The following is a 14,020-nucleotide window of genomic DNA, read 5'->3' on the forward strand; positions in this document are numbered from 1 at the left end:
TTACCATAATTATTTTTGCGCAGTTTCCTTAAAAAAAACTTAGAATCAGATTAAGTTACGCTAACAAAATTTTGTTGATTTCATAAAGAATGTGATGATTTTCTTCGGAATTTCTTTTATAACTTTCTCTGAATTCGAATTTTTTGTGTATTTTTATGGGTTTTTCTTTTAAGATATATACAATTTCACCTAAAACAGAAACCTCAAATGGATCATGGGTAACCATTACTATGGTATATAATCTTTCTTTTTGTATATTTAATAATTCATTCATTACTTTGTATTTTGTTGAAATATCAAGTGAAGAAAATGCCTCGTCCATTAATATAATATCCGGTTCATATACTATAGCGCGTAATATGTTTATTCGTTTTTTCATCCCTCCAGATAATTCATCGGGATACATTAACAATACATCTTTTGATAGATTTAGAAATTCCAGCAGTTTTTCCAGCTCTTCTGTGTCGATTTTTTCATTTACCAACTCAAGGTTTTCATATACTGTAAGCCATGGAATTAGACGATCGTCCTGAAATATATATCCAATTTTTCCTTTTTTTATAATAACTCCTTTATCGGGTTTTAAAAGTTCCGCTATGAGATTCAAAATAGTTGTTTTTCCAATTCCTGATTCACCAAGCATTATGTTTATTTTGTTATGATAGAAAGTAATGTTGAATCCCTGCAATATGACGTTGTCATCAAACTGTTTGTTCAAATCTTCTATGATAATATTTTGTAAATTTCTTTCTTTTTTTATGTTAATAGAATTCTTAATATGAGGTATTTTCCCTCTATCTTTACGTTTAAGATGAGAGAGATTTTTAAGTAGTTTTTCTGAAGATAATCCTAAAATAGCGAGTAATACAGAATAGGCAAAGACACCTTCTGTATCGAGGGCTATTTTACTGAAAGAAAGACCAACACCTATGCCTCTTTCACCAGCTAAAAATTCACCAATAACAACAGCTTTCCAGAGGTTTCCCGAAATAAGGTTTAACGTGGATTTTAGAAAAGGAACGAGAGATGGAATGTAGATTTTTGTAAGTATTTTTTTGTCTGGAATTTCAAAAACTTTTGCCATTTCGAGCAATTTTTTGTCTGTAGATTTTATGCCTTCTGATATGTTTAAAACTACAATAGGGAAGACTACCATAAATGAAACGAAAACAGGTGTGTAAAATCCTATTCCAAACCATAACATGGCTATGGCAATATATGAAACAACAGGAGAGCTTTGGATAATCATTAACGTTGGTCGAAAGATTTTAAAGAATTTTTCACTTAAACCAGATAATATTCCAAATGGAATGCCTATTATTGTTGAGATTATAAATCCAAGGATAATTTTTGAAATTGTACTGAATAAGTCAATATAAAAATCTTTTGTTTTGAAAAAAGATAATAATCTTAAAAAGACATTATGAGGATATGGAACGAGTAATTCATTATGCAAATAATATGCAGCCATGTGCCAGACAAGATAAATAATTAAGAATCCTAAAATAGAATATTTTTTCATTATATCCCCCCAACCTCAATCGAAGAATTCCTTTATTTTTTTTGCGACCTTTTCATTGTTTATAACCTTGTTTATTTCCTGCCAGGAAGCTTTGGAAATATTTTCAATACTTCCAAAGTGGTTTATTAAAGCCTTCTTTCTTTTTGGACCAATACCTGGAATATCGTCTAATTTTGAACGTTCAAATCTTTTTGCCCTGAGTTTTCTATTAAAGGTTATGGCAAATCTATGTGTTTCATCTCTCATGAATATAAGCATTCTTAGTACAGGATGGTCTAAGGGCAAATGTAAATCTTCAATGTCTCCTGGAAAGACTATTCTTTCATCTTCTTTTGCAATACCAACGACATCAACGTCATCAAGTGTATAACCAATTTCTTTTAACGCTTCAACTGCGGAATTTACCTGGCCTTTTCCGCCGTCTATAAATAATAAGTCAGGTAAAGGATGTTTTGTGTATCTTCTTTTAATTACTGTTCTTATTGACTCAAAATCGTTTGGTTCTTTGAATTCGTCTAATCTGTATCTTCTATAATCATCTTTTTTAGGCTTTCCGTTTTCAAATGTAATTAATGACGCAACGGTATATAATCCCTGTAAATGTGAAATATCAATGCCTTCCATTCTATATGGGATTTTTTTAAGGGATAAAATTTCCTTTGCCTGTTTTAACGTATTGCCTAAATCCGTTTGTTTTTTTACTTCTTCCTCTAAGTTTCTATTAATTATTTCAAGTAATTCAGAGCTTTTTTCGGAAAGATTGGAAAGTTCTTTAATTCCATTGGAAATAAAGAAATGTTTTATGTCCTCATCTATTTTTTCTATGTTGAGGTCTTTAATCCATATTTCTTCGGGTAATATATTTTTTCTTACGATATAATACTGATGAAGAAAATCGTTAATGTTTCCTTCTATTGTAAAGGTCAGTTTTGATATCACATATCCATGCCTTATTATTATTAAAACGGCAATAGGGTATTCATTATCAATGGCTATTATATCAACATCTTTGTTATGGGCTATTTCAACGCCTATAGGCATGAAAAGCTTATCGAGTTTAAATAATAAATCTCGCAATTGGGCAGCTCTTTCAAAATTGAGTATTTTGGCATATTGTTTCATTGAATCTTCAATATATTTTCTTATTGATTTTACGTCTCCGTTTAAGAATTTCTTAACTTTCCTAACGGCTTTATTATACTCTTTTTTATCTACGTCAACATAACATGGTGCAAAACATTTTCCAAGATGATATAAAAAGCATGGTTTGGACTTTTTGTTTAAATTTCTTTCGCAGGTTCTTACCTTATATACCCATTGAATTATTTCAATTATCCCCCTGACCATTGATACATTTGAATATGGTCCATAAAAAAAAGCATTTTCCCCTTTTTTGGTACGAACCAGTTTTATAAGGGGAAAATCCTCTTTTGTAATAGCAATATAAGGATAAACACGTGTATCCTTTAATAAGATATTATATTTAGGTTTATGGTTGAATATTAAATTTGATTCTAAAATCAAGGCTTCATCTTCATTTCTGGCTACAATATAATCGAGAAATTCGGCTTCTTCAACAATTAATTTTATCTTTTCATTTTTTACCTGATTTGAAGGATTGAAATATGATGAAACCCTGTTTTTTAATTTTTTTGCTTTTCCGATATAAATAGGTTTTGAATCCTTGTTTTTGAATATGTATACTCCAGGTTCATTTGGTATATCTTTCAAAACCTTTCTATCGAGCATCTTCTCTTTTGCTCCTTCTTTTGTCTATATACATGTTTTTATCAGCAGTTTCAAACATCTCTTCTAAAGTAATATTATCGTCTTTGGTTTTTATGTATTTTCCAGCGGCAACTGATACATTAAAGGAAGCTTTTAAAGTATCTTTTATTTTTTTGTTGATTCTTTCAATAATTTCATCAAGAACTTCTTCTTTATCTGAAGATACTAGTATTAAAAATTCATCGCCGCCGTATCTAATTGGTAAATCGCTTTTTCTCACAGAAGAAGCGATTATTTCACCAATTTTTTTCAGGACATAATCTCCTGTTTTATGGCCAAACTTATCGTTTACAGGTTTAAAATTATTGACGTCAATAACAATAATTCCAAAGTCTTTTCCAATATATTCCTTTAATTTAACAACCTTTGGAACAATTTCAACAAAATAACGCCTATTAAGAAGTCCAGTCAATGAATCTGTGAATATATATCTTCTTGCCCTTAGCATGTCATGAAGTGTAAATGCAAAAGCCATAAAAAAGGATATATCTCCAAGATATAATGTGTTGATATTAAATAGATTTAATATACTAAAGGTATAAATGGAAAAATCTGTCATAGGTGAAGTTATATACAAACCAAATCTTGCTACTAATAAGGCAAAGAATTTCATGCCAATATTCATAGCAGCTGTATAGTCATTTAATAGAATATTTCTAACTATAGATAATATTCCAAATAAAATCAATATGAAGATTACAAAATGTGTTCTAAAATCCCTATAATAAACAACAGATGCAGTTCGGACATTCCGCCTCTTTTTCAATTTCACGCCACACCCTTTCGCCAATTGGATTTGGTGTTCCTCCTAAATACGATGCAAGATGCAGATGTAAACATTTTATCGTTTCAAAATTTCTAATGCCACCTATTCCTACCTTTTTTAAAGCATTTTTAATCCATTCTTCTGTGCTATTATCCAGGATTTTGAGTCTTTCTTCCTGTTCTTCTTTATGGGCATTAAGATAAGAATTTAATAATTCTTCGTTATTTTTTAATTCTTCTTCCCATTTTTTGATTTTACCAAGCGATTCAAGTTTTCCTACAGCTTTAATTAAATGAGGACATGTAAGCCAGTATAATGTTGGAAATGGTTCATTATCCTTAACAGGATAACTTTTTATAACTATAGGATAACCATAAGAACAGCGTTTAGGTATGTCAATAACCTTATGAGGTTTCCTGTTTATCTGTTTTTCTATTATATTTAAATCCTTTTCTGTAGGAGAATTGATATCCATCCAGCATCTTCCTCTCTTGAAATTATATTATATTCGTGTTCTGTTATTTTTGAAAGAATTTCATTCTCGCGTTCTGCATTAATTCCAGAAAGAATTAAATAACCATTGTCATTTAAAATATTGTCGAGCTTTTCGTCATCTAATAATCTCAATAAAATTGGAACAACTATATTGGCAATTATAATATCGAATTTTTCGGAATTGTCTATATTTGAAAGTAAATCAGATTGCTTAACTGTTATATTTTCTATTCCGTTTAAATTAAATGTTTCTATAGCCTTTTCTACAGCAAGAATATCGTAATCAATTGCTACAATGTTTTTTGCGTTAAATAAATATGCGATGATAGACAATATTCCAGTTCCTGTGCCAACATCCAATACTTCTGCACCTTCACCTATAACCTTTAGTAAATTTTTTGCAGCTAGCTTTGTTGTAGGATGCAATCCGGTTCCAAAAGCTGTTCCGGGAATAATTTTTATTATTTTTGCATTTTTGGGAACACCTTCAGATTTTTCCGGATCAGGTAAAATCCAGATATTTTCCAAAAATTCAAATGGTTTTAAGGATTCAACCCAGGGTTTAAGCCATTCCTGCTCTGAAATTTCTTTTTTGGAAATGAGCTCAAATCTATCTTCAAAAAAGTTTAAAACTTCTTGTTCTTGATAATTGGGATTTATATATAGTTTTATAGCTTCCTGACCTTTTGTTGGTTTGTCTATATAGTAATTTTGAAATTCATTAATTGCAAGGAAAGTTTCTACATCTTCCTCCTGATTTTCTGGTAAAATGAAAATATATTCTATAAAATTCATATTATCAACTCCCTATTTTTAAAATCTCTTCAATTATAGTATATCATTATCTTTTAAAATTTTTCAGAAGATAAGATGAAATTTGTTGTTATTAATGGAATTTCTATTGAGAAGCTTGTTTAAATATATGTGAAAAATAAATTTTCACAAACATTATTACGAAATGAAAAGAAAATGTTGTATAATAAAAATTGCAGTTTTTTTATATATGAATAAATTTTTATAATTTCTGTTATGGGAGGGATTACCACATTGCTAGATAAACTAAGAAAATATGGTCATTTCTTATTTTTATTATATTATATAGTTATTTATCATTTGTATAAATATACAGAAACAATAAATGCTGTTCCAAAGTATGTAATATCCTCTAAAATAGATTATTATATTCCTTTTGTTAAAGAAATGGTAGTTCCTTATTTATTCTGGTATATCTATATACTTATGGCAATAATTTATTTTGGTTTTAAATCAAAAGAAGATTATTATAGATTGATTTCTTTTATGTTTGTGGGAATGACAGCATGTTATTTTATCTATATGATATATCCCAATGGTCAAAATTTAAGACCTGTAATTCAATCAAATGATTTTTTTTCAAATTTAATAAAGAATATTTATCTAAATGATACACCAACTAATACAGCTCCAAGCATCCATGTTCTGGATTCATTGGCAGTGCATTTTAGTATAATAAAAAGCAATGAATTTAAAGATAATAAGATAATGAGAAGCGTTTCTTTTATAATAATGTCTTTAATAATTGCTTCAACGGTTATGATTAAACAGCATTCAATTATAGATATAATTTATGGAATAGCGTTGAGTTTTATATTATATTTTGTAATCTACGAGATTGATATTATTGGCATTATTAAAAGTAAAAAATACGCTTCAGAATATATAGACTAATGCTTTTTGCATTAGTCTTTTTCCTATAATAAACATCATTAAGTAAATGAAATAAAATAAATTAATCTGATATGACGAAAGGAGAATAAAATGTTTCCACTAAGAGATATAAATCCCAGTAAAAGAATCCCGGTAGTTACTATAACTTTGATTATCATAAATACCATAGTGTTTTTTGTAGAGTTATCATTACCTTCTGGAATAAGAGAGCATTTCATAAACTATTATGGTTTTATTCCTGGGGAATTAACAAAAGGAATAGTAACAGGAAATATTCAATATATAATATTAAACCTATTTTCGATTTTCACAAGTATGTTTTTGCATGGAAGTTTTTTGCATATTTTGGGAAATATGTGGTCGTTGTGGTTATTTGGGGATAATGTGGAAGATACATTGGGACATTTTAAATTTCTAATGGTATATATTATAAGTGGTTATATAGCAGCATTTACACATTATATTTTTAATATAACTTCTCCTGTGGTTACCATAGGTGCATCAGGTGCAATTGCAGGAATAATAGGATTGTATTTTGTATTATTCCCATTTGCAAAAATACAGACGTTATTCATAATAATTGTATTTCCGTTTTTTATAGATATTCCTGCATTTATATTTATTGGAATTTGGTTTATGTCCCAGATATTTAATGGTGTATTATCGCTAATAGGGCCTTATTATGGTTCGGGAGTAGCATGGTGGGCTCATATAGGTGGATTTGTATATGGAGCACATCTGGCTAAAAAATATAAATGGAAGATTTATTTTGACGATAATTTATAGGTATTGATTAAAAATAAAATTATAGAGTGGAGGGACCTTTTGTGAGAAAGTTTGAAGATGACCTGATTTATGATGTTATTGTTGTTGGTGGCGGACATGCTGGAATAGAGGCTGCATATATTTCCGCTAAAATGGGAATGAAAACGTTATTGCTAACAATAAATCTTGATAATGTTGGTTGGGCACCATGTAATCCAGCAATTGGTGGTCCAGCTAAAGGTATAGTTACAAGAGAAATAGATGTGCTTGGTGGATTACAGGCGCAGGTAACTGACCAGAGTATGATTAATATCAGAATGTTAAATACCAAAAAAGGACCTGCTGTAAGAGCATTAAGAGCGCAGATAGATAAATATGACTATTCACAGAGAATGAAAAATATACTTCACACAACACCTAATCTATTATTAAGATATGGTCTTGTAAAAGAATTGGTTGTGGAAAATGGAAAGATAAAAGGTGTTGTAACTGAACTCGGCGCAAAGTACGAAGCAAAAGCTGTAATTTTAACAACAGGGACATTTTTAAGAGGGAAAATCTTTGTTGGAAGAAGTGTTTTTGAATCAGGAAGAATGGGAGATTTTCCTGCTAATGGATTAAGCGAATCATTGAAAAAGCATGGCATAAAACTCGGTAGGTTTAAAACAGGAACTCCAGCAAGAGTTTTAAAAGAAAGTATTAATTTTGAAAAAATGGAAAGACAGGATACTGCTGACGAACCATTGGCATTTTCATATTTCAGTGAACCGAAGGTTCTTGAAAAAGATTTTCCATGCTGGCTTACAAGAACTACAAAAGAAACACATGATATCATAAAAAAATATCTGATGTTCTCTCCATTATATGGTGAAGTAAAATTAATTGAAAGTATAGGGCCACGTTATTGTCCATCAATTGAAGATAAGGTTGTAAAATTTAATAAGGATTCACATCAATTATTTGTAGAACCGGAAGGAAGAAATACACAGGAATATTATATAAATGGTTTAAGTACCTCTTTACCTTATGAAGCTCAGATACAAATGGTGAGAAGTGTACCTGGTTTGGAAAATGCAATAATTGTAAGACCTGCATATGCTGTTGAATATGATTTTGCATATCCAGATCAACTTCAACATACGCTTGAATCAAAGATTATTGAAGGGTTATATTTTGCCGGGCAGATTAACGGAACCAGTGGATATGAAGAAGCTGCAGGGCAGGGCTTAATTGCAGGTATAAATGCTGCGCTTAAATTAAGAGGTGAAGAACCGTTTATTATTTCACGTGCCGAATCCTATATAGGAGTTTTAATTGATGATTTGATAATCAAAGGAACAAATGAGCCATATAGATTACTTACTTCACGTGCTGAATACAGGCTTTTATTAAGACATGACAATGCACATTTGAGATTGGCGAAGTATGGATATAAGTACGGTCTTATTCCAAAGGAATTCTATGAAAAGGTATTGAAATTAGAAAGGAATATTGATGAAGAAATTGAAAGATTGAAAAATATAAAAGTAAAACCAAATAATACAATAAACGATATTCTTGTTTCAAAAGGAACATCGGCTATAAAAATGGGAATGAGTTTATACGATATTCTCAAAAGACCGCAGGTATTATATACAGACATTATGGAATTTGATCCACAGCCAATAAAAGACAAAGAATTACTTGAACAGGTTGAGATTGCAATAAAATATGGTGGATATATAAAGAGAATGATGGAAGATGTGGAAAAAATGAAGAGGTTGGAAAAGGAAAAAATACCTGAGAATATAGACTTTTCAAAGGTGCCAAACCTTGCATATGAAGCTGTTGAGAAATTATCCAGGGTAAGGCCTAAATCTGTAGGCCAGGCAATGAGGATACCGGGCATCACACCATCAGACATCATGAACCTAACCATGTACTTAAAGACAAAATAAAATTAAAAATATCTGTAAACAAAAAAATTATTAATTCAGAGAAGAAAACCGAATAAAAAGATGAACGAATGCTCGAAGATTGCCCGAAAAAATTGCGAGTGGCGGGGGTCAAAATCACATGGATGTGATTTTGAGTGAAGACGAACATGGATGTGAGTCTGCAACGACCCCCAAGAACGAGTAATTTTTGAGGATTAGCAATCAAGCTGCATGAGTGAATCTTTTTATGAGGTTTTCTGATATATATAACTTAATTGCACATTTTCAAAAAAATCAACATGTAAAAATTTAAAGGGGGGATTTCATGAAATATTTAAAATACAATGTAGGTGATGTTGTTGATTTTACATTATTAGATGATGAAGGAAAGGAATTTAAATTAAACGATTACAGAGGAAAATGGGTTGTTGTGTATTTTTACCCAAAAGACAATACAAAAGGCTGTACAACAGAAGCAATAGATTTTACAGAAATGCTTGATGAATTCAAGAAATTAAATGCCGAAATTGTTGGTATAAGTCCTGATGGTATAGATAAACATCAAAAATTCAAAACAAAGCATAATCTAAAGGTTAAGTTATTAAGTGATGAAGAAAAAAAGGTTTTAGAAGATTTTGGTGTGTGGCAATTGAAAAAGATGTATGGCAGGGAATATTATGGTGTTGTAAGAACAACAGTTTTAGTAGATCCTGAAGGAAAAATTGCACATGTCTGGGAAAAGGTTAGAGTAAAAGGGCATGTGGAAGATGTTTTAAACAAATTAAAAGAATTACAAAAATAAAGTGGAGGTTTATTGATGGAAAATATATGTAATGCATTTGGTAAATGTGGAGGATGTACTTATTTAGATATAGATTATAATGAGCAATTGAAGAAAAAAACAGAAGAGATTTTAGAACTTTTCAATGAAAGCAAAATGGAAATAAAAAATTATGAAGGTGTAATTACTTCACCTATTAAATATCATTACAGAAACAAAATGGAATATTCATTTGGTAATGAATATAAAGACGGTCCCCTTACAATAGGTTTAAGAGGTAAAGGGAGATTTTATGATGTTTATTCTGCTAAAGACTGTAAAATAGCCCCAAAAGACTTTGGGAAAATAATAGAATTTTCAGAAGAGTTTTTTAAGGATATACCATTTAGAAATTATAGAAAACATACTGGTTATTTAAGACATCTTGTTATGAGAAAAGGATTTAAAACCAATGAGATTCTTTTAAATATTGCAACATCTTCAGAAGATTTTCATTCATATGTTGAAAAATGGACTGAAGAAGTAAGAAAAATAGAACTTGAAGGAAATATAGTAAGTATATATCATACCATTACAGATGCAAAATCAACGGTAGTCAGACCTGATGAAGTAAGAAAACTTTATGGAAAGGATTATTTTGAGGAAAAAGTACTTGATTTAACCTTTAAAATAGGTCCTTTTTCTTTCTTGCAAACAAATACATTGGGATCTGAAGTGTTATATTCAAAAGTTCTGGAATATTTAAACAAAACTGCAGAAACAGGATTAGACCTTTATTGTGGTGCAGGAACAATTACATTGTTAATGGCAAAAACATTAAAAAAGGTTGTTGGCGTGGAAATAATAAAAGAGGCTGTTGATGCAGCATGGGAAAATGCGAAAAATAATAATGTTGAAAATGTTGAATTTTATCTTGGAGATGCAAAGGATGTAGTAAAGGAATTGGATATTAAATTTGATAGTATAGTTGTTGACCCGCCAAGGGCAGGATTGCATAAAAATGTTATTAAATTCCTTTTAGACAATAAATTTGAAAATATCGTATATGTTTCATGTAATCCCAAAAACTTTGTAAGGGATATGATTATGCTTAAAGAATTGTATGAAATTGAAAATTTTGTTTTTGTAGATATGTTCCCTCACACTAAACATCTTGAATCAGTAGCGCTCCTGAAGAAAAAAGCTTAGAAATCTTTTTTTAATTTAATTTTTCATTTTCATTAAAATGTGGTATAATATATATGTCAAAATTAATCAGGGAGGGATATATATGGCTAAATACGTTGCTGATAGGGTTGATTTAGATTTGATATTAGTAAAGCCCGTGGAAGATTTAAGGGTTGAAAGAATTTCTCTTGAAGAATTAAAACACGGGATAAAAGAAGGTTTTGAAAGTCACGTAAGAGATGCAGAATGTGCAAAAAAAATTAGTGAACTATTAGAAACAGAAGTTAAAGTAAATGAGAATCCATATAAATTAAATAAAGACGATACCTTATATGTCGTAAGTGGTGAAAATTATTATAGATTAAAATACATATATTAAATAATAAATAAAAATGGCAGGTTTTTAGACCTGCCATTTTTTTATTGTTGATATAAAACATATGTTGATAAAGGTTCTAAGGTGATTTTGGTTTCTGAGGTATTGATTATTTCTGTTCCAGCCTTTTCTCCGTTTACAACTATATTCCATTTTCCTTCAGGTAAATTAAAAGATACCTTTGAAGAATTAGCGTTGTAGATTACGAGTATATTTTTCCATTTATCTCCATTTGCATTGTTTTTTAAGATAAATGCAACCATTCTCTTTTTTGGAGTTTTTAAAAATTCAAGGTGTTGTTTAATCATTTCTGCATTGGTCATTCTAAATGCGGGATGTTCTTTTCTCAATTGAATTAATCCTTTGTAATATTCAAAAATATCATAATATTTTGCTTTGCGTGACCAGTCAAATTCATTTGGTAATTGTTTGTTATAAGGATTGTGTTCGCCCATTTTTGTTCTTGCAAAATCAACACCGCCATGTAAAAATGCAATTCCCTGTGAAGTTAAGATTATCGCATTTGAAAATTTCTGTGATTTTTTAAGTTTTTCTTCAATGTTTTCAGGAACTTTTTCCTTCCATGGCTCATATCCAAGTGCAATTGCATTTTTATCCCATAATGTGTGATTATCATGGTTTGAAACATAATTTATTGTTTCTTCTGGATCTGCAGCCCATAATCTAATTCTTGAATCATAAGTTATAGAGCCTACAACACCTCTTTTGATTTTTGTTTCCTTTCCAAGAGAACCTAATCCAAAACCTTTTTTCTTTGCATCAAAAACACTACCCCTAATAGCATTTCTTATGTCATCGTTGAATACTGCTATATGAAGATTTTTTTGATCTCCTTTTCCAAATAATAATTTTCCTCCTCCTGTCCATGGTTCACCATATAATAAAATATCAGGATCTATTTTATGTAATTCTTCAGAAATTTTAGCCATGGTTTTTTTATCTATTAATCCCATTAAATCAAATCTGAAACCGTCAATATGATACTCTTTTGCCCAGTATTTTACTGAGTCTACAATGAATTTTCTGACCATAGGTCTTTCTGTTGCAATTTCATTTCCAACACCTGATCCATTTGTATAATGTCCCATGTCATCTGTTCTATAATAATAGTAAGGAACAGTTTGATCAAATGCAGAACCTTCTCCTACAACTGCTGTGTGATTATATACAACATCAAGAACAACCCTTATACCGTTTTCATGGAATTTTTTAACCATTTCCTTTACTTCATATATTCTTGATTTTGGATCAAATGGATTTACTGAATAAAAGCCGTCAGGAACGTTATATAATTTTGGATCATATCCCCAACCGTATTGTTCGCTGAATTTCGTTTCATCGATAAAGTATATATCCTGAATTGGCATAATATGGACATGAGTTATTCCCAATTCTTTTAAATGAGATAAACCTGTTTTTACTCCATCGGGACCTTTAGTATTTTCTTCTACAAGTCCAAGGTATTTGCCTCTTAGCTTTTCGGAGACACCTGAATTTTCATTGATTGTAAAATCTTTTACATGTATTTCGTATACTATTGCATCTTCAGGGTTTACGAATGGAGGTTTAATGTCTTTATTCCAATTATCTGGATTAGTTTCATTTAAATCGATTATTGCTGACTTTTCAGAATTAATTGAAACAGCTTTTGAATAAGGATCTACAGTTTCTCTATATTTTCCGTATGAATAGAATCTATATTTATAGAACCAGCCTTGTAAATCTTTATTAATTGAGATGCTCCATACTCCGTTTTTGTCTTTCTTCATTTTATATCTTTCATCAGGAGTATTTGAATTATACTTTTTATATAATAATAATTCAGCGCTTTTTGAAACTGGAGACCAGACTTTAAATACAGATTTTTCATGAGTATAGGTAACTCCTAAATCATTTCCATCATAATAAAAATCATTTAATATATTTCTCATTATTACATTTTTCCCAACGTATCCATTTATATTTACTTCTATATTTGAATCTACTTCTTTAAAAGGATTTTTCAAAATAATCTTTATTTTATTGGTTTTTGAAATATCAGTAGGATCCAATTTTTCAACATTTTTTATTTCAAGTGATTTTCCATTTGAAATTACATTTATTTTCCCTTTCCAATCTTTTATATCAAAAGGAGTGGTTAATACACTTTTGATTTCAGTTGAAGAATCCATTATTGCGCTTAATACTCTTGGGCGTATATCAACGTCAGAAGCTTTCAAATACGGTTCTTCTACACTGGTAACAACCCAGATTTCGGCAATTCCAGATTCTGGAATTTTAACAAATCTGTCTTTTGCAACATCTTTTGCCTGCCATTCATTTAATCTTATGATATATCCAAGTTCTGTATATTTTTCATCAAAAGTTATAATTGCATATGGACCAAAATCATCTTTTCCTGTAAATTGATAGGCGTGTCCCTCAAGTGATTGTGGTTTATGTGGCCATATCCATAAATTCCATCCGTTGTAATTATTGTCAAAACGATGATAATGGATAATTAATACTGTTTTTGCATTGAAATCTTCAGCACTTTTTCCCTGAGAATAAGAAGGAAATGTAGCAAAAATAAAAACAGAGATAAGTAATGAAATGATTAAAAATGCTTTTTTTCTCATAAAAACCCTCCTATAATTAAATTTTTATATAAAAATTATATCAATTAATATAAATGAAAAAAGCGGTAATATCTGTTATTACATAAAGAAATAATGAG

At 29.9% G+C, this 14,020-nt stretch carries 12 protein-coding genes; 6 read left to right on the forward strand and 6 right to left on the reverse strand.

Annotated features, from left to right (window positions below; genetic code table 11):
- Nucleotides 1–55: 55 nt before the first annotated feature.
- Genes LN42_RS10225 through LN42_RS10245 form a run of 5 tightly spaced genes read right to left on the reverse strand, consistent with a single transcriptional unit; the run spans nt 56 to nt 5,366 of the window.
- Nucleotides 56–1,522: an ATP-binding cassette domain-containing protein gene (locus tag LN42_RS10225; RefSeq protein WP_075780766.1), complete on the reverse strand. Its 1,467-nt coding sequence runs from the start codon at nt 1,520–1,522 to the stop codon at nt 56–58.
- Nucleotides 1,523–1,537: 15 nt separating this feature from the next.
- On the reverse strand, nt 1,538–3,271 hold the full coding sequence (gene uvrC / locus LN42_RS10230; RefSeq protein ID WP_075780767.1) for an excinuclease ABC subunit UvrC: 1,734 nt from the start codon (nt 3,269–3,271) through the stop codon (nt 1,538–1,540).
- A complete protein-coding gene (locus tag LN42_RS10235; protein ID WP_198029615.1) occupies nt 3,261–4,082 on the reverse strand; it encodes a GGDEF domain-containing protein in 822 nt (273 codons plus the stop codon). Before LN42_RS10235 ends, uvrC begins: the two co-directional genes overlap by 11 nt.
- Nucleotides 4,030–4,551 (reverse strand): DUF501 domain-containing protein, encoded by a 522-nt coding sequence (locus tag LN42_RS10240; protein WP_014297442.1) that lies wholly within the window; start codon nt 4,549–4,551, stop codon nt 4,030–4,032. The genes LN42_RS10235 and LN42_RS10240 overlap by 53 nt, the downstream gene beginning before the upstream one ends.
- Nucleotides 4,518–5,366, reverse strand: coding sequence for a 50S ribosomal protein L11 methyltransferase (locus LN42_RS10245; RefSeq protein WP_075780769.1), 849 nt, complete (start codon nt 5,364–5,366; stop codon nt 4,518–4,520). The genes LN42_RS10240 and LN42_RS10245 overlap by 34 nt, the downstream gene beginning before the upstream one ends.
- A 252-nt stretch (nt 5,367–5,618) precedes the next feature.
- On the opposite strand from LN42_RS10245, the gene LN42_RS10250 reads away from it, so the two are divergent.
- From LN42_RS10250 to LN42_RS10275, 6 genes are all read left to right on the forward strand, one after another.
- Nucleotides 5,619–6,278, forward strand: coding sequence for a PAP2 superfamily protein (locus LN42_RS10250; RefSeq protein ID WP_014297444.1), 660 nt, complete (start codon nt 5,619–5,621; stop codon nt 6,276–6,278).
- Between the two features lie 90 nt (nt 6,279–6,368).
- Complete coding sequence (locus tag LN42_RS10255) at nt 6,369–7,064, forward strand: rhomboid family intramembrane serine protease (RefSeq protein WP_014297445.1); 696 nt, start codon at nt 6,369–6,371, stop codon at nt 7,062–7,064.
- Between the two features lie 41 nt (nt 7,065–7,105).
- The gene (gene mnmG, locus LN42_RS10260) at nt 7,106–8,980 is read left to right on the forward strand and encodes a tRNA uridine-5-carboxymethylaminomethyl(34) synthesis enzyme MnmG (protein WP_075780771.1); all 1,875 of its coding nucleotides are present in this window, start codon (nt 7,106–7,108) and stop codon (nt 8,978–8,980) included.
- Nucleotides 8,981–9,284: 304 nt separating this feature from the next.
- The gene (gene bcp, locus LN42_RS10265; RefSeq protein ID WP_014297447.1) at nt 9,285–9,761 is read left to right on the forward strand and encodes a thioredoxin-dependent thiol peroxidase; all 477 of its coding nucleotides are present in this window, start codon (nt 9,285–9,287) and stop codon (nt 9,759–9,761) included.
- A gap of 15 nt (nt 9,762–9,776) precedes the next feature.
- Nucleotides 9,777–10,928 (forward strand): 23S rRNA (uracil(1939)-C(5))-methyltransferase RlmD, encoded by a 1,152-nt coding sequence (gene rlmD / locus LN42_RS10270; RefSeq protein ID WP_075780772.1) that lies wholly within the window; start codon nt 9,777–9,779, stop codon nt 10,926–10,928.
- Nucleotides 10,929–11,010: 82 nt separating this feature from the next.
- Nucleotides 11,011–11,286: a hypothetical protein gene (locus tag LN42_RS10275; protein ID WP_014297449.1), complete on the forward strand. Its 276-nt coding sequence runs from the start codon at nt 11,011–11,013 to the stop codon at nt 11,284–11,286.
- 41 nt (nt 11,287–11,327) lie between these two features.
- Here the strand turns inward: LN42_RS10275 and pulA are convergent, their stop codons facing one another.
- The gene (gene pulA, locus LN42_RS10280; protein ID WP_075780773.1) at nt 11,328–13,922 is read right to left on the reverse strand and encodes a type I pullulanase; all 2,595 of its coding nucleotides are present in this window, start codon (nt 13,920–13,922) and stop codon (nt 11,328–11,330) included.
- Between the last annotated feature and the right edge of the window lie 98 nt (nt 13,923–14,020).

Origin of the sequence: Marinitoga sp. 1137 (assembly GCF_001941525.1) — a bacterium.
Classification (GTDB): domain Bacteria; phylum Thermotogota; class Thermotogae; order Petrotogales; family Petrotogaceae; genus Marinitoga; species Marinitoga piezophila.

Excerpts from the sequence above, each read along its gene's own strand:
- LN42_RS10225 (WP_075780766.1), bottom strand. The coding sequence starts at position 1,522 with ATGAAAAAATATTCTATTTTAGGATTCTTAATTATTTATCTTGTCTGG.
- uvrC (WP_075780767.1), bottom strand. The coding sequence starts at position 3,271 with ATGCTCGATAGAAAGGTTTTGAAAGATATACCAAATGAACCTGGAGTA.
- LN42_RS10240 (WP_014297442.1), bottom strand. The coding sequence starts at position 4,551 with ATGGATATCAATTCTCCTACAGAAAAGGATTTAAATATAATAGAAAAA.
- LN42_RS10245 (WP_075780769.1), bottom strand. The coding sequence starts at position 5,366 with ATGAATTTTATAGAATATATTTTCATTTTACCAGAAAATCAGGAGGAA.
- LN42_RS10255 (WP_014297445.1), top strand. The coding sequence starts at position 6,369 with ATGTTTCCACTAAGAGATATAAATCCCAGTAAAAGAATCCCGGTAGTT.
- bcp (WP_014297447.1), top strand. The coding sequence starts at position 9,285 with ATGAAATATTTAAAATACAATGTAGGTGATGTTGTTGATTTTACATTA.
- rlmD (WP_075780772.1), top strand. The coding sequence starts at position 9,777 with ATGGAAAATATATGTAATGCATTTGGTAAATGTGGAGGATGTACTTAT.
- LN42_RS10275 (WP_014297449.1), top strand. The coding sequence starts at position 11,011 with ATGGCTAAATACGTTGCTGATAGGGTTGATTTAGATTTGATATTAGTA.
- pulA (WP_075780773.1), bottom strand. The coding sequence starts at position 13,922 with ATGAGAAAAAAAGCATTTTTAATCATTTCATTACTTATCTCTGTTTTT.